Raw genomic sequence first — 19,525 nt, 5'->3', positions numbered from 1 at the left:
AGCCTGCTGGCCTGCGCGTACGCCGACCAGAGACGCGATCACCGATCGCTCATGACGTCCTCATGATCCGGACATTTAGTCATATTTCCCCGGGCACTGGACGGCCCGCGGGCGACCGACGAGAAGGGCGACCCCCAGACCTGGGGATCGCCCTTCAGTGGGACCGCCGGCTCACCTTCCGGTCGGCACGCCCGGCTGCTCGGCGGACGTCCGCGGCCGCGGGACCCGGTTGTCACGCAGGTACTCGACCTCGGTACGCAGGTTCGCCAGCAGCTTGGCCGCGATGTCCTGGCTGAAGCCGTTGCGGATGACGAAGCGGATGACGGCGATGTGTTCCAGGTTGGGCGGCAGGTAGTACGTCGGGGCCTGCCAGCCGTGCATCTTCAGCCGTTCGGCCAGGTCGAAGACGGTGAAGCCGTCGAAACCGGGGGCGGTCCGGACGGCGAGCACCGGCAGTTCCGAGCCGTCGGCGATGAGCGAGAGCTCGGGCAGCTTGGCGATCTCGTCGCCGAGGTAGGTCGCCACGTCCCGGCAGGTCTGCTGGACGGCGCGGTAGCCGTCGAAGCCGAGCCGCAGGAAGTTGTAGTACTGGGCGACGACCGGCGCGCCGGAGCGGGAGAAGTTGAGCGTGAAGGTGTCGATGTTGCCGCCGAGCAGGTCGCAGGAGAGCACCAGGTCTTCGGGCAGCGCGTCGGGCTCCTGCCAGACGATCCAGCCGACGCCCGGGTACACCAGGCCGAACTTGTGCCCCGAGGTGTTGATCGACTGCACCCGGGGGAGCCGGAAGTCCCACACCCGGTCGGGCTCCAGGAACGGGGTGATGAAACCGCCCACGGCGGCGTCGACGTGCAGCGGGATCTTCAGGCCGCGCTCGGCCTCCAGCCGGTCGAGTTCGGCCGACATCTGCTCGATCGGGTCGTACTTGCCGCACTGCGTGGAGCCGAGCACGCCGACGACGCCGATGGTGTTCTCGTCGCAGAACTCCCTGAGCCGGGAGGCGGACAGTGTGTAGGCCGGCTCCTCGATCGGGATCCAGCGCGGCTCGACGTCCCAGTACTGGCAGAACTTCGGCCAGCAGGTGTGGACGGCGGTGCCCATCACGAGGTTGGGGCGGTCTATGGGCAGCCCGGCCGCCCGGCGCCGCGCGCGCCACTGGAACTTCATCGCCAGCGCGCCGAGCATGGCCGCCTCGCTGGAGCCGCCCGTGGAGCAGCCGACGCTGACGCCGTTTGGATCGTTCCACAGATGGTCGAGCATGTTGACGCAGCGCGCCTCGATGTCGGCCGTCTGCGGGTACTGGTCGTGGTCGACGATGTTGCGGTCGAGGGTTTCGGCGATGAGCTCGCGGGCCTGCGGCTCCATCCAGGTGGTGCAGAACGTGGCAAGGTTGAGCCGGGCGTTGCCGTCGAGAAGGAGCTCGTCGCGGATGAGAGCCTGGGCCGCGCTGGGGTTCATCGGGCTGGCCGGCATCTTGAAGCGGGGCACGCCGCCCTCGGGCACCAGGCCGTTGTAGAGGGGGTTGACATCGAGCGCTTCCTGCCACCGGTCGGATTCGACTCGTCTGAGCATGAGCTTCACCTTCTCGATGAGTTCTGTGATGTCGAGCACTCACAGTAGGCAAGTTTTTACTGTCAGTCAACGCCCGTTTTACCGAGAGCCAGTGGGCCGCACACCGAGGAGAGGCACGTTGACGGCAGAGCCGGTGTTCGTGAGGTTCCAGAGTCCCGCGCCGAACGGCCGCGGGACGTACCCAGGGGTGTTCGGGCTGGTCAACAGCCTCGCCGAGCGGGGTCTTCTGTCGGACGAGGAGGAGGCGTTCAGGCGCGAGAACAACGCGTGGTACGAGGCCAACTTCACCGACCCGACGACCGTGGACCCCGACGTCTACCGCCGAGACGTCAACCCGATGGCGGCGGCCTGGTTCAAGGCGTCGGCCGTCCGGCTCGTCGAGCGGGTGCCGGGGTATCTGGCGATCCTCGCCGCGCACGATGTGGAGTGTGTACGCCTCGAATCGGCCGATCCCGGCAGGATCATCTACGAAGACGACGATCAGGTGGTCGTCGTCCCTCATGTGGACGGCTAGGGCGTCTCCCAAGGCCATGCGGCATAAGGTGGGCGGCCGGATGGTGGCTGTGAGAGGGATGGCTGGTTATGGATGCCGATGTGATCATTGTGGGGGCCGGGCCGACCGGTCTCATGCTGGCGGCGGAGTTGCGGCTGGCCGGGGTGCGGCCGTTGGTGCTGGAGCGGAAGGCGCAGCGCAGGGACGTCCCGAAGGCCGGCGGGCTCGGCGGGCAGATCCTGGAACTGCTGCGGTACCGCGGCCTGCTGGACCGGTTCGCGGCGGCCTGCACCGATCCGATGCCGGCGCCCAGGTTCCCCTTCGGCGGGGTGCACCTGGATCTCACCCAGCTGGCCGACCCGCCGATGCACGCCCTGCCGCTGCCGCAACAGCTCCTTGAGCGGCTGCTGGAGGAGCGCGCCGGCGAGCTCGGCGTCGACCTGCGCCGCGGCCACGAGGTGGTCGGGGCGAGCCAGGACGACACCGCGGTGACCCTGGACGTACGCGGACCGGACGGCCCCTACCAGGTGACCGCCCGGTACGTGGTGGGATGCGACGGCGCGCGCAGCCGGGTCAGGGAGCTGGCCGGCATCGCCTTCCCCGGCACCGTCTATCCCGAGGTCAACCGGCTGGCCCAGGTCACCCTGCCCGACGAGGTGACCGTGCTCGGCAACGGCGATCTCGACGTGCCCGGCTTCGGCACGATCCGCGCCGGTTTCACCCGGACCGAGAGCGGCCTGCTCGGCGTCGGCTCGTCGCCGGACTCCAGGGTCGTCTCGCTCTACACCACCGAGGACGAGAGCACCGAGTACGACGACGACGTCCCGATGACCGTGCCGGACCTGCAGGACAGCCTGCGCCGCGTGGTGGGCGTGGACCTGCGGGTGGGGGAGGCGCTGCGGCTGTCACGGTTCACGTTCAAGGCGCGGCAGGCCGAACGGTACCGCGACGGGCGGATCCTGCTGGCCGGGGACGCGGCCCACCTGTTCCCGGCGACCGGGATCGCGCTCAACGCGGGCATGCTCGACGCGGTCAACCTGGCCTGGAAGCTGGCCGCCGAGGTGCGGGGGTGGGCGCCGTCCGGGTTGCTGGGAACGTACCAGGAGGAACGTCAGCTGGCGGGCGCGCGCACCATGCTGCACACGCGCGCCCAGGTGGCGCTGCGGCGCGGGCACGACGCGGCCGCCGAGGCGCTCCGGGAAGTCTTCCAGGAGCTGCTGACGGACGAGCAGCCGCTGCGCCGCATGGGCGCGATGGTGGCCGGCGGCGACATCCGCTACCCGATGCCCGGTTCGCACCCTCACCCGCTGGCCGGCGCGTTCGCCCCCGACCTCACCCTGCACACCGGCCAGGGCATGACCGGCGTCGCGGAGCTCATGCACGCCGCGCGGCCCGTCCTGCTCGATCTCGCCGACCGCGCGGACCTGCGCGAGGTCGCCGCCGAGTGGCGGGACCGGGTCGACGTGCACACGGCCAAGAGCGACCAGCGCCCGGCCGACGTGCTGCTGATCCGTCCGGACGCGCACGTCGCCTGGGCGGCCGGCCCTGACGAACCGGCCGGCACGGCCGCGCCCGCGCTGCGCGAGGCCCTGTCCACCTGGTTCGGCGCCCCCTGACGGCGCGCCACCCCTGGAACACCGCCTGCGCCGGGACCGGCCCCTGTCGAACGCGGGTGACGCCGGCGCTCAGTCGAACCAGACGACCAGACGCACGCCGTCGGGCCCGAACCGTCGCGCCAGCGCCCGCATCACCTCGAAGACGGCCGCCCACCCGGTCTCCGGTCCCAGCAGGTCGAGACGGGTCAAGGGAACGGATCCGGCCGCGGGGCGTGCCGTCAGGTCCAGGTCGCGCAGCTCCGCCCAGGAGACCCAGGTGCACCCGTGCACGGCGGGGTCGAGGCGGGCGGTGTCCTCGTACTCGGCGCGGACCGGTCCCGACACGTCGTCCGGCAGGCCGCGGCCGGTCGCGACCGGCGGCCACCCCAGCCGGTCGCGGATGCCGAACAGGCAGGCGAACGACTCGTGGTCCTGGTCGTCGTAGAGCGGGTGGAGCGGGATGGAGACGGCCGTCCAGGGGTCGCCTTCGTACCAGTCCTCGTGGGCGAGCGGGTGACGGGCCTCGATGAAGCCGTAGATGTCGGTGCTCATGGGGAGAGCGTAGGAAGCGACGCCTCCGGTCAGGGGCGGTTCATGTGGAGGTGCAGGTCGCGCAGCAGGCAGACCTCCGACAGGTGGTGGATGAGCTCGCGGTGGACGTGCAGGACCAGGTCGGCCATGGGGGCCTCCGGGAAGGGCTCCGCGTCGCCCATGGGCGCGCGCAGGCCGTCCTCGCCGAGCTCCCGCACGCCCGCCAGCCACCGCTCGGCCTGCGTGTCGAGCTGGTCGAGCGCCGCGGCCGCGCCGCCGGCGTACTCCCAGGTCTCGTACGAGGCCGGCGGCGCCCCGAAGTGCACCGCGTTGCGGACGGCCAGCACGCCGACGATGACGTGGCCGAGCCGCCAGGCGATCGTGGTGAAGGGCGGCGGCGCCGGCTGGGGGAAGGCGAAGTCGATCGTGTGACCGCCCGCGCCGGCCTGGACGGGCGCCGTGGAGGTGCCGCGCGGCCGTACGCTCCAGGCGTCCGGCACCGGCGACCAGAAGTACTCCTCGTCGGTCAGGCCGTCGAGCCGGGCCCGGAGCTGGTGGTTCCAGTGGAACTCCCACTGCTCGCGCAACGTGCGGTTCCAGTCGAGTGTGTGTGCGTCCATGGAAACACGATCACCTCACCGGCGGACAGGATCGGTCCGCTTTCTGGCAGGGTGGCGGCATGGACGAGACGGGCGGCGCGGAGCGGGGCACGACCGAGCGGGTGCTGACCCTGCTCGGCCTGTTGCAGCAGCGTCAGGTCTGGACCGGCCCCGAGCTGGCCGGGCGGCTCGGCGTCACGTCCCGCACGGTCCGCCGTGACGTGGAACGGCTGCGCGCGCTCGGCTACCAGGTGCACGCCGGCCAGGGCATCGGCGGCGGCTACCGGCTCGGGCCCGGCCAGGACCTGCCGCCGCTGCTGCTCGACGACGAGGAGGCCATCGCCACCGCCGTGTCGCTGCTCGCCGGGGCGGACAGCGCGGTCGCGGGCGCCGGCGACGCCGCGATCCGGGCGCTGGCCAAGCTCGACACGGTGCTGCCCGCCCGGCTCCGGCACGAGGTGCGCGCGCTGTCCGGGGCGGTGGAGTCGTTCGGCGGCGGGCGCGTGCCGGTCGATCCCGAGGTGCTCATGACGCTGGCCAGGGCCTGCCGGGACGAGGTCGAGGCCGGCTTCGACTACCCGTCAGGAGGGCGGGTGGGGCGGCGGCGGGTGGAGCCGTACCGGCTGGTGACCTCCGACCGGCGCTGGTACCTGCTCGCCTACGACCTCGACCGGGACGGCTGGCGCAGCTTCCGGGTGGACCGGATGGCCGCGGTGGCCGCGCGCACCTTCCGGTTCCGGCCGCGCCCGGCGCCGGACGCGGCGGCGTACGTGCAGGAGGGCGTGGCGAGCCGGGCCTACCCGCACCAGGCGCGTTTCCTCCTGCACGCCCCGGCCGCCACGGTACGCGCGCAGGTCCCCGCGTCGGCGGCCGTCGTGCGGGAGCGCGGGAGCGACCGGTGCGAGCTGGTCAGCGGCGCGGGCAGCCTCGATTACGTGCTCATGCACGTGGTCGCGCTGGGCCACGACTTCGAGGTGCTCGACCCGCCGGAGCTGGGGGAACGCTGCCGGGAGCTGGCCCGCAGGCTGGCCTCGGCCGGGGCGGTCAGGCCGTCGGGGTGACGGGGGCGGTGTCGAGGGTGAAGGTCTCGACGATCTCGGTGCAGGTGCCGTGCTCGCCCATCACGCACAGCGCGAGGGCCTGGTAGGTGGCGGTGAAGGCCGACGGCGAGGCGAGGAGGCCCAGGTCGAGCGGGTGGTCCCGCTGCTGGAGCCGGGTGAGGGTGATGTGCGGGCGGAACAGGTCGCCGATCTCGTCGTAGCCGTAGAGGTCGAGGTTGGCGCGGGCCGTGGGCGGCGCGGTGAGCCGGTGGTCGGCCAGCACGCGGCCGACCGGGTCGCGGTGGCGCAGGCCCGTGCGCAACGGGTTGAGCGCGGCGACGACGTCCTCCTGGAGCCGGGTGATCGCGTCCGTCTTCCGGAAGAACAGCTCGACCATGCCCTGGTCGTTGGCGGCGAAGGACTCGCCTTCCAGGAGCGTCGCGGAGGTGCGGCCGCTGAGGTCGCGCAGCAGCGCGACGGCCTTTTCCAGCTGGTCGGGGGTGAAATTGGCCATGTAGAGGGAGATGTGCGGGTAGAGGCCGTCCTCGCGCAGGACGAACTCGGTCGCGGCGGCCTCCGCGCAACGCCGGCTCAGGCGCACGGCCTCGGCGTTGACGTCGTGCGGCGGCAACAGGACAACGTCGTAGACCGGGAGATCGCCCATAGGGGATGAGTGTAGGACGGACCGGGGCCGGTGCGCGCGGGCGGCCTGCCGTCGCAGTGCCAGGCGTACGGCTGGGAACGCGTAGGCGGCCAGCGGCGCCAGCAGGAACACCGCCCCGGCCGCGCGCTGGTCGGCCAGCGGGTCGGGCACCCCGGGCGGGGCCGCCAGGGCGAACCACTCCGCCGCGACGGCCGGGCCTGCCAGCAGGTACGTCCCCAGCCCCAGGTACGCGGCGGCGGCCACGGCCAGCAGCCGGACCCGCGCGGCCCACGGGAACGGCCTGGGCAGCGGGTCGAGGTCGAGCACCGCCCAGGCGACCAGCAGGCCGGCCCCGGCGGACACGGCCATGGTGACCAGGTGGGGCGCGTACCCGGCGAGCGACCAGGGCAGCCACGGCGTGCCGTACAGCAGCAGGAGCAGCACCGGGACGGCGGCCGTCAGCAGCGCGGGACGGGTGAGACGGCGACCGAGGGCGCGGTCGCCGAGCGGGCCGTACTGGGAGCCGGGGCCGGTGGCCCGCGCGGCCAGGGTGAGCGGCGCGCCCGCGCACAGCAGCAGCGGCGCGACGACGGCGAGCACGACGTGCTGCACGGCCTGGGCCGACGACATCGCCCGCGCGTACCCGCCCACGCCGCCGAACAGCGCGACCGCGGCCAGGGCCAGCCCGGCGTGCCAGGAGAGCGTGCGCAGGACCGGCCAGCCGGGCACCCGGCGCAGACCGGCCAGGTAACCGGCGGCGGGCAACGCCAGCAGCAGCAGGACGAGCGGGTCGAACCGCACCTCGCTGAGCAGGGCGCCGGGCGAGAAGGGCGCGAGCGCGTACTCCAGGACGGGATGGTCGTGCCCGCCGCCCGCGCCGGGCGGCGGCGGGGTGCGCGAGAGGCCGACGGCCAGCCCGGTCGCCGCCACCATCACGATCACCTCGCCCGCGGCCAGCCGGACGAACGTGCCCCGCACCCCCCGGTCGGCCACGCCGGCCACGGTACGCAGACGGTGCCGCCGGCCGAACCAGGCCAGCGCCGCCAGGGCGGCGACCTTGGCCAGCAGCAGCAGGCCGTACCGGCTCAGCCACAGGTCGGACAGGCGGTCGAGCCGCACCCAGCCGCTGACCACGCCGGAGAGGGCGACGGCGGCGAAGCAGCACAGCGCGATCGTGCTGAACCGGGGCAGCACCACGCGCAGGTCGGCCGAGCGCCGGAAGTGCACCAGCACCGCGGCCAGGCCGCCCACCCACACCGACACCCCCAGCAGATGGGCCATCAGCGCGGACACGGCGATGTCGTGGTCGGCCGCCGAGGCGGCATGGCCCACGTAGGCGGGCGGCAGCAGCCCGAACGCCGCCAGGGCCAGCGGCACCCAGGCGGGCAGCCGGCGCACGAGCGTGGCCACCGCCACCGCGAACGTCGTGACCAGCACCACCAGGAGCGCCTGCGTCTGCGGGAGCGAGGTGCCGAAGTCGAGCATGCCGGGCTCGGCGAGCAGGTACCGCACCGGCATCGGGATGAAGCTGGACAGGGTGAACACGTAACCGGCCAGGGCGGCGACCGCCCAGCCCAGCGCCCACCAGCCCGCCGCGCGCAGGCACCGCGCCGACTCCGGCGAGCCGGCCGGGGCCAGCACGGACGCCGCCAGCAACGTCCCCACGCACGCCACCGCGCACAGGTCGAGGGCGAGGCGGGCCAGCGGCAGCCCCCAGTCGGTGACCGGACCGGCGGTGGGCAGCCCGAAGACCTCCACCGTGCCGGCGCCGCCGCCGAAGCGCAGCACCGCGACCAGCACCAGGACGCCCACGCCGACCGCGAACACGGCGTACGTCCGGGCAGAAGCTCTCATAGCCGACCCGCCAGGTTGTCGGAGGCCAGGAACCAGGCCGCGCCGCCCGGGGCGGGCGCGACCCCCACATGCTCCCACGGGGTCCCGGGCCGGGCCAGGCGCGAGCGAGGTCTGCTTCGAGCGCACACGCGGAGATACGCGCCCCCGCCGCCCGCGGTTCAGCAGGTCAGGGGTGGAGCCCCAGAAGGGTGACGGCCTGCTCGCGCATCTCGACCTTGCGGATCTTGCCCGTGACCGTCATCGGGAACCCGTTGACCAGGTGCACGTAACGGGGGACCTTGTAGTGGGCCAGGCGGCCGGCGCAGAAGTCCCTGATCGCCTCGGCGGTCAGCGGCTCGGTGCCGGGGCGCATGACGATCCAGGCCATCAGCTCCTCGCCGTACTTCTCGTCCGGCACGCCGATCACCTGGACGTCGGCGATGTCGGGATGCGTGTAGAGGTACTCCTCGACCTCGCGCGGATAGACGTTCTCGCCGCCGCGGATGACCATGTCCTTGATCCGGCCGACGATGTTGACGTAGCCCTCGGCGTCCATGGTGGCCAGGTCGCCGGTGTGCATCCAGCGGGCCTCGTCGATCGACTCGGCCGTCTTGTCCGGCTCGTTCCAGTAGCCGAGCATCACCGAGTAGCCGCGGGTGCACAGCTCGCCCGGCTCGCCCCGGGGCACCGCGAGCCCGGTCTCCGGGTGCACGATCTTCACCTCCAGGTGCGGCATCACCTGGCCGACCGTCTCGGTGCGCCGTACCAGCCCGTCGTCGCGGCGGGTCATCGTCGACACGGGGGACGTCTCGGTCATGCCGTAGCAGATCGCCACCTCGCTCATGTGCATCTCACCGATCACCCGCTTCATCACCTCGACCGGGCACGGCGAGCCCGCCATGATGCCGGTGCGCAGCGACGACAGGTCGAAGTCGGCGAAGCGCGGATGGCCCAGCTCGGCGATGAACATCGTCGGCACGCCGTACAAGGAGGTGCACCGCTCGGCCTCCACGGCCCGCAGCGTGGCCTCGGCGTCGAAGCCGGGCGCGGGCAGCACCACGCAGGCGCCGTGCGAGGTCGCGCCCAGGTTGCCCATGACCATGCCGAAGCAGTGGTAGAGCGGCACCGGCAGGCAGACCCGGTCGTCCTCGGTGTAGCCGACGCCCTCGCCGACGAAGTAGCCGTTGTTGAGGATGTTGTGGTGCGACAGCGTCGCGCCCTTGGGGAAGCCGGTCGTGCCCGAGGTGTACTGGATGTTGATCGGGTCGTCGAAGGACAGCGTGGCCGCCCGTGCCCGCAGCACGGCGGGGTCGGCGCGGCGGCCGGTCTCGACCAGCTCGTCCCAGCCGGGCTCGCCGATGAACACCACCTGCGTGAAGCCGATCTCGGCGAGCATCGCGCGGTAGTCGCTCGTCTTGTGCTCGACGGCGCTGACCAGCAGCCGCATGCCCGACTGGCGGACCACGTAGTCCAGCTCGTGGGCGCGGTAGGCCGGGTTGATGTTGACCAGGATCGCGCCGATCTTGGCGGTGGCGTACTGCGTCAGCACCCATTCGGCGCAGTTGGGCGCCCAGATGCCGACCCGGTCGCCCTTGGCGATGCCCCTGGCCAGCAGGCCGAGCGCCACCTCGTTCACCGCGGCGTCGAACTCGGCGTACGTCCAGCGCCGCCCGCTCGCCATCTCGACCAGCGCCTCGCGGCCGGCGTACCGGGCCGCGGCGCGTTCCAGGTTCTCCCCGATCGTCTCGCCCAGCAGGGGGAGCGCGGAGACGCCGGACGCGTAGGAGAGCAGTGAGTCACCCATGCCCGAAGCATCCGCCAGGGCGGTGCGGCACGCTACCCCCGTTCAGGGGTAGCCGCGGGACGCCGGCCGCGTGCCATGCTGGTGACATGGCGGTGACACATCTTCCGTCGAGTGCCCTGGCCCCGCAGGCCGCCGTGCTCCTGCGGGCCGCCCTCACCCGGATGCGGCACGTCGTCGGGCTGCCCGTCCTGTTCGGCGGCGCGGTGTCGGCCCCGGGCGGCGCCGTGCGGCTCACCGAGGTGACGGGGGTCCGCACGGACGTGCTGCGCGGGCTCGCCATCCACACCGGCAGCGGTCTGGGCGGCCGGGTCCTGGTCACCGCCCGGCCGGGCAGCGTCGAGGACTACGTCACCGACTCCCGCATCAGCCACGAATACGACAGGCCGGTGGCGGCGGAGGGCCTGCGGGCGATCGCGGCCGTCCCCGTCGTGGTGGGCGAGACGGTCTACGGGCTGCTCTACGGCGGCGTCCGCGAGCCGCTGCCGCTCGGCACCCGCGTCCTCGACGGCATGAACCAGATCGCCGCCCGGCTCGGCGTCGAGCTGGCCGTCCGCGCGGAGGTGGAGCGGCGGGTGGCCGCGCTGGAGACGGCCGCGATCACCGGCGCCGCCCGCGAACGGCCCGCCGGCCCAGAATGGGAGCAGCTGCGCGAGGCGCACGCCGAGCTGCGCTCGATCGCCCAGGAGGTCGCCGACCCGGTCCTGCGCGAGCGGCTGCAGGGCGTCTGCGACCGGCTGACCTCGCCGGACGGCGGCCCCGTCCCGGCCAACCCGCTCTCCCCCCGGGAGCTCGACGTGCTCTCCCTGGTCGCGGTCGGCTGCGGCAACGCCGAGGTCGGCCGGCGGCTCGACCTGAAGCCGGAGACGGTCAAGAGCTACCTGCGCAGCGCGATGCGCAAGCTCGGCACCCACACCCGCATGGAGAGCGTGGTCTCGGCCAGGCGCGCCGGCTACCTCCCCTGACCCCGGCGGATTTACCAACTACGGACGATGACCGCCGGCGCCGCCGACCGGTTCCGGGTAGGCCCCCACCATGACTGCTTGGACGAACGACGAACTCGACCGGATCGCCGCCGCCGAGGAGCTGCAGATCGCGTCCCTGCGCGGCGACGGCGAGCTGCGCCGCCCGGTGACGATCTGGGTCGTCCGCCTCGGCGACGACCTGTACGTCCGGGCCGTGAACGGGCGGGACGGCACCTGGTTCCGCGGCGCCCAGGAGCGCGGACGCGGCCGGATCCAGGCCGGGGGCGTCGACAAGGGCGTCACGTTCGCCGACGCCGACCAGGAGCTCAACGACCGGATCGACGCCGCGTACCGGGCCAAGTACCGCCACTACCCGGAGAGCATCGTGGACTCGGTGGTCAGCGGGCAGGCGCGGGCCGCCACGATCAGGCTCGTGCCGCGCTCCTGACCGGCCCGGCAACGACAGGTCCGAAGGCCGCCAGCGTCCGGCCCGCACCGGCGGCGACAGTGGGACGCATGAACACTGTCGTGGATCAGCACGTCCGCATTGAACCCAACATCCTCTACTTCGGCACCCCCGTCGTCCTGATCTCCACCGTGAACGAGGACGGCACCCCCAACCTCGCCCCCATGTCGTCGGCCTTCTGGCTGGGCTGGCGCGGCATGCTGGGGCTCGGGGCCAGGTCGAAGACCTCCCAGAACCTGTTGCGGACCGGCGAGGGCGTGCTCAACCTGCCGTCCGACGCGCTCGCCCCGCAGGTGGACCGGCTGGCGCTGACCACCGGGAGCGACCCGGTGCCCGAGCGCAAGCACCAGCGCGGCTACCGGTTCGTGCCCGACAAGTTCCGGCGGGCCGGGCTGACCGCCGGCCCGTCGGAGACGGTGGCCGCGCCCCGGGTGGCCGAGTGCCCGGTCGCCATGGAGGTCGTGGTGGAGGAGACGCACCCGGTCGGCGACGGCGGGGTGCTCGCGTTCGAGGTGCGGGTGCAGCGGGTCTGGGTGCACGAGGACATCCGGATGAAGGGCACCGACGACCACATCGACCCCGACGCCTGGCGTCCGCTCATCATGAGCTTCCAGAAGCTGTACGGCCTGGGCCCGCAGGTGCACCCGTCCACGCTGGCGAGCATCCCGGAGCGGCACTACCGCAGCGCCGACCTCGAACGCGCGCGCACCCTCTAGAGGCACTCCAGCAGCGGCAGCCAGGTGCGGTGGGCGCACAGCTCCCTGATCCGCTCCCGGGGCAGCCACTCCGCGCCGGTGCTCTCCGACCCGGCCGGCGGCGCGGTCGCGGCGCCGGGCGCCGCCAGCCGCGCCCGGAACATCACCATGTACGTCAGCGGCGCGTAGCGGTAACCGGCCGGAGCCGGGCGCAGCAGCTCGACGCGTTGCCACGCGAACACCGACAGGGCGGACGGCTCCAGGAGGAGGCCGGTCTCCTCCTGGAGCTCCCGGACCGCGGCCTCGGTGGCGCTCTCACCGGCCTCCAGGTGGCCGCCCGGCACGTCCCAGCCGCGTCCGGGCCGGTCGACGCAGGTGAGCAGGGTCCTGCCGACGCCGTCGGTGACGAACGCGAACGCCGAGGTCGTGCCGTCGGCGGGCGGGAGGTCCGGGGAGAGGATCACGTCGAGGCGGTGCTCGACGGGGATCCACGGCACGGTGCTGGAGGCCATCACACGGGTCATGCCTCCATTTCACACGCCCTTGCGCATGGCCCGGTTGCCCAGGTACAGGCCGATCGCGGCGACCAGGCAGGCCGACGCGGTGCCGTACAGGACGGAGGGGTTCGCGAGGTCGCCGGAGAACAGCGCGCGCTGGCCTTCGACGATGTACGTGACCGGGTTCGCCGCGCCGACGGCGCGCAGCCACCCGGGCGCGGTGTCCAGGGGCAGCAGCACGCCCGACAGCAGCAGCAGGGGGAACAGGATCGACTGGCTGACGACGTAGAACAGCGTCCCGCCGGGCGCCGACCGGATGGCCAGCACGAACGAGAACGCCCCCAGCCCCACCCCGAACACGGTGAGCTGCGCCAGCCCCGCCAGGACGCCCGCCGGATACAGCTCGAACCCCAGCGGGACGGCCAGCACGATGATCAGCACGGCCTGGGCCAGCAGCACCACCATCGCCTTCATCGCCCGGCCCACCAGCATCGCCGTCCGGTTCAGCGGCGTGACCAGCATGCGTTCCAGCGAGCCGCCGATCAGCTCGACCAGCAGCGTGTAACCGGCCGACATCGGCCCGGTCAGGCACATCATGACCAGGATGCCCGGCACGAACCACTGCCACGACGAGCCCACCGCGCCGTCCAGCAGCGCGCCGAACAGGAACAGGAACAGCAGCGGCTGGCCCATCTCGAACAGCAGCGCGACCGGCTCGCGCAGGACCGGCCGGAACTCGCGGGTGAAGACGGTGGCGGTGTCACGCAGGAAGGTCGTCATCGGTGAGGCTTCTCCCGGTGAGGGTGAGGAACACGTCGTCAAGGGTGGGGCGCGCGGTCTCGGCGGCGGTCACCTTGATCCCGGCGGCGTCCAGCGCCCGCAGGCAGCCGGGGAGCGCGGCGGGCGCGTTCGCCACCCGCACCCGCACGGTGACGCCCTCGGCCTGGCCGCCGGTCAGCTCGGCGGCCCTGGCGGCGTCCTGGGCGGTGTCGGTGGTGACCGTGACGGTGTCGCCGGCCAGGTCGTTCTTGAGCTGCTCGGCCGTGCCGTCGGCGATGATCGAGCCGTTGTCGATGATCATCACCCGTTCGGCCATGTTGTCGGCCTCCTCCAGGTAGTGGGTGGTGAGGAAGATCGTGGTGCCGTACGCCTCGCGCAGGCGCAGGATGTGCCGCCAGATGTCGGCGCGGCTCTTCGGGTCGAGGCCGGTCGAGGGCTCGTCGAGGAAGAGCAGGTCGGGGCGGTGGATCAGGCCGAGCGCGATGTCCAGGCGGCGGCGCTGGCCGCCGGACAGCGTGCCCGGCCTGCGGCTGGCCAGGTCCTCCAGGTCGAGCAGGCGCATCAGCTCGCCGGCCCGCGCGACGGCGTCGGAGACGGTCAGGCCGTAGCAGCGGCCCTGCGTGACGAGCTCGTCCCGGACGCGGAAGCTCTCGCCCGCGCTGTTCTTCTGGCCGACGTAGCCGATGCGGGAGCGCACGCCGGCCGGGTCGCGGGTGACGTCGTGGCCGGCGACGACGGCGGTGCCGGAGGTGGGCGGGAGCAGGGTCGTGAGCAGGCGGAGGGTGGTGGACTTGCCGGCGCCGTTGGGGCCGAGGAAGGCGACGAGCCGGCCGGGTTCGACGTCGAGGTCGATGCCGCGTACGGCTTCGACGGTCTCCTTCTTCATCGTGAACACTCGGGTGAGGGCCCGGGTGTGGATCATGGGTGGTGCCTCCTGGGCATGGCGAAGAAGCCCCTGGTCAGGGGCCCTTTCGGGGATCGGTTCAGTTTGGGCCGGGTGGCATCGATTTGGCAAACGCGAATGTGACGTTCATATACGGCTCTGACCTGCGGAAACGACGTCCGGAGAGGTGGTCGCGGAAGGCGGATTTCCGGGCCTCGACATGGGGTTTCGCGCTTTTTCACGGAAAGACGTGATATTTCCGTGCTTGCGGCGTTAGTGGCGACTCCGCGATGATCTCGGGCGTGAAACGCTTGTGGTTAATTGCGGTAATTGCCGCTGTCGGCATGACAGGGGTCGCGGAGGCGGCCGACGGTGTTCCCGGTGTCGACGTCAGCAACTGGACGGGCGACGTGGACTGGGCGAGCGTGGCCGCCGGCGGCGGCAAGTTCGCGTTCGTGCAGGCCACCGAGGGCACGAACTACCGCAACCCACGGTTCGACGCGCAGTTCGGCGGGGCCGCGACGGCCGGGCTCGTGCGTGGCGCCTATCACTTTGCGCAACCGCATGAATCCGACGGGACAGCGCAGGCCGACTATTTCCTGCAGAACGGCGGAAACTGGACCAGCGACGGTCAAACGCTGCCCGGAGTCCTCGATATCGAGGACAACCCGTACAAGGACAAGAACGGCAAGAACAACTGCTACGACCTGTCCGCCGAGGACATGGTCACCTGGATCAAGGACTTCACCAAGAAGTACCGGCAGCAGACCGGCCGGGACGCGATCATCTACACCACCACGAGCTGGTGGCAGACCTGCACGGGCAACTCCGGCGCGTTCAAGGCCAACCCGCTCTGGCTGGCCCGCTGGGGGAGCGACCCCGGCGAGCTGCCGAAGAGCTGGAAGCGGCACACGTTCTGGCAGTCGGCGGAGAAGGGCTCGCTGGCCGGCGGCCAGAACGCCTTCAACGGCTCGGAGTCCCAGCTGCGGTCGCTGGCCAACCCGCCCGCCCGGGTGTCGGTCTCCGGCCTGGTCAAGGGCAGGAAGCTCTACCGGGTCACGATCACGAACACCGGCCCGCACCCCGTCGAGGACATCGTGGTCTCCGGGCGCGCGTACGGCGGCCAGAAGGTGGTCAAGGCCCCCGGCTGCAAGTTCAGCGGCACGGCGGTGCGCTGCGTGGTCGGCAAGCTGGAGCGGGGCCAGAAGGCCGCCTTCGCCTTCACCACCAGGCCGAAGCCGAAGGGCCGGGTCGGGATGGTCGTCGAGGTAGGAACGGTCACACTTGACCTCAAAAGCTGAAATATCGCGATAGGTAGGATAAAACCCGGGATCTCGGCTTAAGGGAGAAACGGGTGGCGCGGCGGCGGCTGGTCCTGGCGGTGACCGCCCTGGTCATTCTGCTGGCGGGCGCGGCGTCCATGCCGTTGTCGACGTTCGTTGCGTCCAGGATCGTGCGCATCGCGTACGAGATCGAGCGGTACGACATCACGTACTCGTGGGGCGGCGGCCACGGCGAGCGGCCCGGCCCCACGAAGGGCACCTGCCTGGGCTACAGCGGCCGGATCAAGCCCTGCCCGGCCGCGCGCACCCGCGGCCTCGACTGCTCCGGCCTGGCCCGATGGGTGTACGCCCTGGCCAACGGAAGGGACGTGCTCGGCCCCGGCAACACCGACGACCACGTGCGCAGGATGCGGCCCGTCGAGCGCGGCCTGCCGGGCGACTTAGTCTTCTTCGGAAAAATCACGAAAAATAAGATCAAGACGCATCATGTGGGCATCTATCTGGGTCGTGGGAAGATGATGAACGCGCCTGAGACGGGGGCCTCGGTGCGCATTGACGATATTGGGCGAAGATCGGACTTCGCGGGCTTCTACCGGTACTGAAAGCGGGCGCTACCGGTACGGAAAAAGGGTGCCATGCTCCAGTTACACCTCCTTGGACCGCTCCACGCCACCCTGGACGGCCGCCGGCTCGACCTGGGCTCCGCCCGGCAGCGCGCCGTGCTCGCCCGCCTGGTCGCCGCCGACGGCCAGGTCGTCTCGACCGACCGGTTCATCGAGGACCTGTGGCAGGGGCAGCCGCCGCCCAAGGCCCTGGCCGCGCTCCAGGTCTACGTCTCGAACCTGCGCCGCGTCCTCGAACCCGACCGGCCGCCGCGCGCCCCCGCCGGAGTGATCGTCAGCGCCCCGCCCGGCTACCGGCTCTGCCTGCCCGATGAGGCCGTGGACGCCTGGCGGCTGCCCGGCCTCATCGACGCGGCCGGCGCGGCGCTCAAGCGGGGCGCGGGCGCCGTCGCCCATGACCTGCTCGACCAGGCGCTCGGCCTGTGGACGGGCGCCGCCTACGCCGAGTTCACCGAGGAGTGGGCCGCGCCCGAGGCGGCCAGGATGGCCGAGCTCAGGCTCGTCGCCGTCGAGTACCGCGCCGAGGCCGCGCTGCTGATGGGCCGCCACGCCGAGGCCGTGCCGGAGCTGCGCGGCCACGCCGACGCCCACCCGCTGCGCGAGAACGCCGTCCGCCTGCTGGCCCTGGCCCTCTACCGAGCCGGCAGCCAGGCCGAGGCGCTGGCCGTGCTGCGCCAGGCCCGCGAGAACCTGGCCGAGGAGCTAGGCGTCGATCCCGGCCCGGCCCTGCGCGCGCTCGAACAGGACATCCTCCGCCAATCCGAGTCCCTGCACGCGCCCGAGGTCGTCGAACACGTCCAGGAACGGCCCGTGGCCGCGCAGGAGCCCTCGATCGTGGGCCGGGCCCGCGAGCTGGCCGCGCTGCGGGAGGAGGCCGTGCGGCCCTTCCGGCGCACGGTCTGGCTGGGCGGCGAGCCGGGCGCGGGCAAGAGCGCGCTGGCCGAGGCGTTCGCGGCCGAGCTGGCCGAGCGCGGGTGGCGGGTCGCGTTCGGACGCTGCCCCGAGATCGACGGTGACGCGCCGCCCGCCTGGGCGTGGAGCGAGATCGTCCGGCAGCTCGCCGCCGTACGGCCGCCCGCCGCCGCCGACGCGGCCCGCCTGGCCCCCCTCCTGAACGACGGCGTCGCCATCCAGAACCAGTTCCAGCTGGCCAGGGCCGTGGCCGGCTACCTGGCGGGCTGCGCGCCGCTGCTCGTGGTGCTCGAAGACGTCCACCGGGCCGACGGCGAGACCCTGCACCTGCTGCGGCACCTGGACCCCGCCGCGCGGATCCTGGTCGTCGCCACCTACCGCCCGGCCGAGACCACCGAGGACCTGTCCGCCACCCTGGCCGCGCTCGCCACCGGCAGCAGGCACGTCGAGCTCGCCGGGCTCGACGAGGCCGCCGTCGCCACGCTGCTCGAACGCCACTCACAGCGCGCCGGCCTCGACCCCGCCACCGTCCGCACGGTCCTGGACCGCACGCTCGGCAACCCGCTGTTCGTCTGCGAGATCGCCCGCCTGCTGGCGTCCGAGGGGCCGCAGGCCGCCGAGGCGCTGCCGCCCGGCGTGCGCGACCTCATCCGCCGCCGCATCACCCGCCTGCCCGCGACCGCCCAGACCGTGCTGCGCAACGCCGCCGTCGTCGGCAGGGACGCCGACGTGGACGTGCTGATCGCGCTGCACGACGGCGACGAGGACACCGTCTTCGACGGCCTGGAGGCCGGCGTCATGACGGGCCTGCTGGCCGAGCCGGGGCCGGGCCGCGTCAGGTTCACGCACGTCCTGGTCAGGCAGGCGCTGTACGAGGACACCGCGCGGATCCGCCGGACCAGGCTGCACGGGCGCGTGGTGTCGGTGCTGGAGCGGCTGCGGCCCAACGACGTGGCGGCCCTGGCGCACCACGCGCTGGAGGCCGCCGTGCCGGACGCCGTCCGGTACGCCAAGGCGGCGGCCGTCCAGGCGTCCGGCCTGCACGCGCACCGCGAGGCGGCGGCGCTGTGGCGCGCCGCGCTGGAGTTCGCCACCGACGACGCGACCCGGCTCGACCTGCTGTGCGGACTGGTGTCGGCGCTGGGCCACGCCGGCGACGTGCTGGGCGCGCTGGCCGCCAGGACGCGGGCCGTCGAGCTGGCCGCCCCGCGCGGCGCGCTCGCCCGCGCGCTGACCTCCTACGAAGCCCCCGTGGTCTGGACGATCCAGGTGGACTCCCTCTACAACCGGGACTTCATGGAGGCCGTGGAACGCGAGCTGGCCGCCGGTCCCGACGACGAGACGCGCTGCCGCCTGCTGGCCGCGCTCGTGTTCGAGCTGGAGGGGCACGACGACGACCGCGTGGACGCCGCCGGCGCCGAGGCCGTGGCCCTGGCCCGCCGCCTCGGCCGTCCCGACCTGCTCTGCCTGGCGCTCAACGCCCGCTACTTCGCCGTGCTGAGCCCCGAACGGCGGGACGAGCTGGAGGCCGTCGGCGCCGAGCTGCTGGAGCTGGGCCGCACCCACCGGCTCGTCGGCTACCTCACGCTGGGCCACTGCGCGCTGCTCATGGCCGCACTCGGACGCACCGACCTGGAGGCGGCCAGGCGGCACGCCGACAGCGGCGTGGCGGTGTCCACCAGCGGCCAGCTCGGCATGTCGCTGGCCATCCTGGCGCTGTTCGGCGCGCTGCGGAAGCTGGTCGAGGGCGAGTTCGACGAGGCGGAGGCCGTCTACACCGGGCTCACCGAGCAGATGGCCGAGCGCGGCGGCGTCAACGCGCGGGCCATGGGCGCTCTGGGCAGGTTCGCCGTCCGGATGGCCCGCGGGAACGTCCGCGACTCCCTCGACGAGCTGGCCGCCATCCGGGAACGCGTGAACAGCGCCACCGTGCACGAGATCTACGCCGGGGCGCTGGCGGCCGCGGGCGAGCTGGACGCGGCCCGGCGGGTGTGGCGGCCCGAGTCGTGGTTGCCGCGCAACTACTACTGGCTGATGTGGCAGGCGCTGCGCGGCCAGACCGCCGTCGCCCTGGAGGACCGCGAGGTGGCCGCACGCTCCTACCGCGTCCTGCTGCCGTGGGCGGACGAGCTGGCCGGGATGAGCAGCGGGTCCGTCACGCTCGGACCGGTCGCGCTGGTGCTCGGAGACCTGGCCGAGCTGCTCGGGCTGCCGGCCGACGGCCACTACGCGCAGGCCCTGCAGGTCGCCGAGCGCGTCGGCTCGCCCCACTGGGCGCAGGCCGCCCGCCGCCGGGCGCGCCGCTGAGCCGTCCCAG

17 protein-coding genes are annotated in these 19,525 nt (G+C 72.8%); 9 read left to right on the top strand and 8 right to left on the bottom strand.

Annotated elements, in window-relative coordinates; all coding sequences use genetic code 11:
* Window positions 1–171: 171 nt before the first annotated feature.
* Entirely contained in the window at window positions 172–1,569 is a 1,398-nt protein-coding gene (locus tag ACWEJ6_RS21425) for a glutamate decarboxylase (RefSeq protein ID WP_452425642.1), read from the bottom strand.
* A gap of 118 nt (window positions 1,570–1,687) precedes the next feature.
* On the opposite strand from ACWEJ6_RS21425, the gene ACWEJ6_RS21420 reads away from it, so the two are divergent.
* Window positions 1,688–2,083 (top strand): hypothetical protein, encoded by a 396-nt coding sequence (locus ACWEJ6_RS21420; RefSeq protein ID WP_452425640.1) that lies wholly within the window; start codon window positions 1,688–1,690, stop codon window positions 2,081–2,083.
* A gap of 80 nt (window positions 2,084–2,163) precedes the next feature.
* A complete protein-coding gene (locus tag ACWEJ6_RS21415) occupies window positions 2,164–3,678 on the top strand; it encodes an FAD-dependent monooxygenase (RefSeq protein WP_452425638.1) in 1,515 nt (504 codons plus the stop codon).
* Window positions 3,679–3,747: 69 nt separating this feature from the next.
* Here ACWEJ6_RS21415 and ACWEJ6_RS21410 read toward each other — a convergent pair whose 3' ends face one another.
* Entirely contained in the window at window positions 3,748–4,209 is a 462-nt protein-coding gene (locus ACWEJ6_RS21410; RefSeq protein WP_452425636.1) for a hypothetical protein, read from the bottom strand.
* A gap of 29 nt (window positions 4,210–4,238) precedes the next feature.
* Window positions 4,239–4,808, bottom strand: a complete 570-nt coding sequence (locus ACWEJ6_RS21405; RefSeq protein WP_452425634.1) for a DinB family protein — start codon at window positions 4,806–4,808, stop codon at window positions 4,239–4,241.
* A 59-nt stretch (window positions 4,809–4,867) separates the two neighbouring features.
* Here ACWEJ6_RS21405 and ACWEJ6_RS21400 point away from each other — a divergent pair, with 59 nt between their 5' ends.
* The gene (locus tag ACWEJ6_RS21400) at window positions 4,868–5,848 is read left to right on the top strand and encodes a helix-turn-helix transcriptional regulator (RefSeq protein WP_452425632.1); all 981 of its coding nucleotides are present in this window, start codon (window positions 4,868–4,870) and stop codon (window positions 5,846–5,848) included.
* Here ACWEJ6_RS21400 and ACWEJ6_RS21395 read toward each other — a convergent pair.
* A complete protein-coding gene (locus ACWEJ6_RS21395; RefSeq protein WP_452425630.1) occupies window positions 5,832–8,324 on the bottom strand; it encodes a bifunctional copper resistance protein CopD/cytochrome c oxidase assembly protein in 2,493 nt (830 codons plus the stop codon). The two genes, ACWEJ6_RS21400 and ACWEJ6_RS21395, sit on opposite strands and share 17 nt — an antisense overlap.
* Before the next feature lie 166 nt (window positions 8,325–8,490).
* Window positions 8,491–10,107, bottom strand: coding sequence for an AMP-binding protein (locus ACWEJ6_RS21390; RefSeq protein WP_452425628.1), 1,617 nt, complete (start codon window positions 10,105–10,107; stop codon window positions 8,491–8,493).
* Between the two features lie 86 nt (window positions 10,108–10,193).
* Between ACWEJ6_RS21390 and ACWEJ6_RS21385 the strand changes: the two genes are divergently transcribed.
* The 3 genes from ACWEJ6_RS21385 (at window position 10,194) to ACWEJ6_RS21375 (ending at window position 12,251) form a co-directional block, all read left to right on the top strand.
* Window positions 10,194–11,069, top strand: coding sequence for a LuxR C-terminal-related transcriptional regulator (locus ACWEJ6_RS21385; RefSeq protein ID WP_358289821.1), 876 nt, complete (start codon window positions 10,194–10,196; stop codon window positions 11,067–11,069).
* Between the two features lie 70 nt (window positions 11,070–11,139).
* Window positions 11,140–11,517, top strand: coding sequence for a DUF2255 family protein (locus tag ACWEJ6_RS21380; protein ID WP_358289818.1), 378 nt, complete (start codon window positions 11,140–11,142; stop codon window positions 11,515–11,517).
* 68 nt (window positions 11,518–11,585) lie between these two features.
* The gene (locus ACWEJ6_RS21375; RefSeq protein WP_452425626.1) at window positions 11,586–12,251 is read left to right on the top strand and encodes a flavin reductase family protein; all 666 of its coding nucleotides are present in this window, start codon (window positions 11,586–11,588) and stop codon (window positions 12,249–12,251) included.
* Here ACWEJ6_RS21375 and ACWEJ6_RS21370 read toward each other — a convergent pair.
* The 3 genes from ACWEJ6_RS21370 to ACWEJ6_RS21360 are packed head-to-tail and all read right to left on the bottom strand — an operon-like array spanning window position 12,248 to window position 14,429.
* Window positions 12,248–12,754, bottom strand: a complete 507-nt coding sequence (locus tag ACWEJ6_RS21370; protein WP_452425624.1) for an NUDIX hydrolase — start codon at window positions 12,752–12,754, stop codon at window positions 12,248–12,250. The two genes, ACWEJ6_RS21375 and ACWEJ6_RS21370, sit on opposite strands and share 4 nt — an antisense overlap.
* Before the next feature lie 9 nt (window positions 12,755–12,763).
* Window positions 12,764–13,507 (bottom strand): ABC transporter permease, encoded by a 744-nt coding sequence (locus ACWEJ6_RS21365; RefSeq protein ID WP_352355773.1) that lies wholly within the window; start codon window positions 13,505–13,507, stop codon window positions 12,764–12,766.
* Window positions 13,488–14,429: an ATP-binding cassette domain-containing protein gene (locus tag ACWEJ6_RS21360; protein WP_397154341.1), complete on the bottom strand. Its 942-nt coding sequence runs from the start codon at window positions 14,427–14,429 to the stop codon at window positions 13,488–13,490. The genes ACWEJ6_RS21365 and ACWEJ6_RS21360 overlap by 20 nt, the downstream gene beginning before the upstream one ends.
* 305 nt (window positions 14,430–14,734) lie before the next feature.
* On the opposite strand from ACWEJ6_RS21360, the gene ACWEJ6_RS21355 reads away from it, so the two are divergent.
* From ACWEJ6_RS21355 to ACWEJ6_RS21345, 3 genes are read left to right on the top strand one after another with little or no spacing between them, the layout of a single operon-like run.
* Window positions 14,735–15,691 carry a lysozyme gene (locus ACWEJ6_RS21355; RefSeq protein WP_452425621.1) on the top strand — a complete coding sequence of 319 codons (957 nt, stop codon included), beginning with the start codon at window positions 14,735–14,737 and terminating at the stop codon, window positions 15,689–15,691.
* Between the two features lie 53 nt (window positions 15,692–15,744).
* Complete coding sequence (locus ACWEJ6_RS21350) at window positions 15,745–16,275, top strand: C40 family peptidase (RefSeq protein ID WP_452425619.1); 531 nt, start codon at window positions 15,745–15,747, stop codon at window positions 16,273–16,275.
* A 33-nt stretch (window positions 16,276–16,308) separates the two neighbouring features.
* Window positions 16,309–19,515: a BTAD domain-containing putative transcriptional regulator gene (locus ACWEJ6_RS21345; RefSeq protein ID WP_452425617.1), complete on the top strand. Its 3,207-nt coding sequence runs from the start codon at window positions 16,309–16,311 to the stop codon at window positions 19,513–19,515.
* The last annotated feature ends 10 nt before the right edge of the window (window positions 19,516–19,525 follow it).

It is taken from the genome of Nonomuraea sp. NPDC004702, from assembly GCF_053601695.1.
Note: the sequence above shows the minus strand (reverse complement) of the source record. Positions and strands in the feature narration are given on the sequence as shown.

What these genes read in the sequence shown, in the direction of transcription:
- ACWEJ6_RS21425 (WP_452425642.1), bottom strand. Translation starts at nt 1,569, where the DNA reads ATGCTCAGACGAGTCGAATCCGACCGGTGGCAGGAAGCGCTCGATGTC.
- ACWEJ6_RS21410 (WP_452425636.1), bottom strand. Translation starts at nt 4,209, where the DNA reads ATGAGCACCGACATCTACGGCTTCATCGAGGCCCGTCACCCGCTCGCC.
- ACWEJ6_RS21405 (WP_452425634.1), bottom strand. Translation starts at nt 4,808, where the DNA reads ATGGACGCACACACACTCGACTGGAACCGCACGTTGCGCGAGCAGTGG.
- ACWEJ6_RS21400 (WP_452425632.1), top strand. Translation starts at nt 4,868, where the DNA reads ATGGACGAGACGGGCGGCGCGGAGCGGGGCACGACCGAGCGGGTGCTG.
- ACWEJ6_RS21395 (WP_452425630.1), bottom strand. Translation starts at nt 8,324, where the DNA reads ATGAGAGCTTCTGCCCGGACGTACGCCGTGTTCGCGGTCGGCGTGGGC.
- ACWEJ6_RS21390 (WP_452425628.1), bottom strand. Translation starts at nt 10,107, where the DNA reads ATGGGTGACTCACTGCTCTCCTACGCGTCCGGCGTCTCCGCGCTCCCC.
- ACWEJ6_RS21385 (WP_358289821.1), top strand. Translation starts at nt 10,194, where the DNA reads ATGGCGGTGACACATCTTCCGTCGAGTGCCCTGGCCCCGCAGGCCGCC.
- ACWEJ6_RS21380 (WP_358289818.1), top strand. Translation starts at nt 11,140, where the DNA reads ATGACTGCTTGGACGAACGACGAACTCGACCGGATCGCCGCCGCCGAG.
- ACWEJ6_RS21375 (WP_452425626.1), top strand. Translation starts at nt 11,586, where the DNA reads ATGAACACTGTCGTGGATCAGCACGTCCGCATTGAACCCAACATCCTC.
- ACWEJ6_RS21370 (WP_452425624.1), bottom strand. Translation starts at nt 12,754, where the DNA reads ATGACCCGTGTGATGGCCTCCAGCACCGTGCCGTGGATCCCCGTCGAG.
- ACWEJ6_RS21365 (WP_352355773.1), bottom strand. Translation starts at nt 13,507, where the DNA reads ATGACGACCTTCCTGCGTGACACCGCCACCGTCTTCACCCGCGAGTTC.
- ACWEJ6_RS21360 (WP_397154341.1), bottom strand. Translation starts at nt 14,429, where the DNA reads ATGATCCACACCCGGGCCCTCACCCGAGTGTTCACGATGAAGAAGGAG.
- ACWEJ6_RS21355 (WP_452425621.1), top strand. Translation starts at nt 14,735, where the DNA reads ATGACAGGGGTCGCGGAGGCGGCCGACGGTGTTCCCGGTGTCGACGTC.
- ACWEJ6_RS21345 (WP_452425617.1), top strand. Translation starts at nt 16,309, where the DNA reads ATGCTCCAGTTACACCTCCTTGGACCGCTCCACGCCACCCTGGACGGC.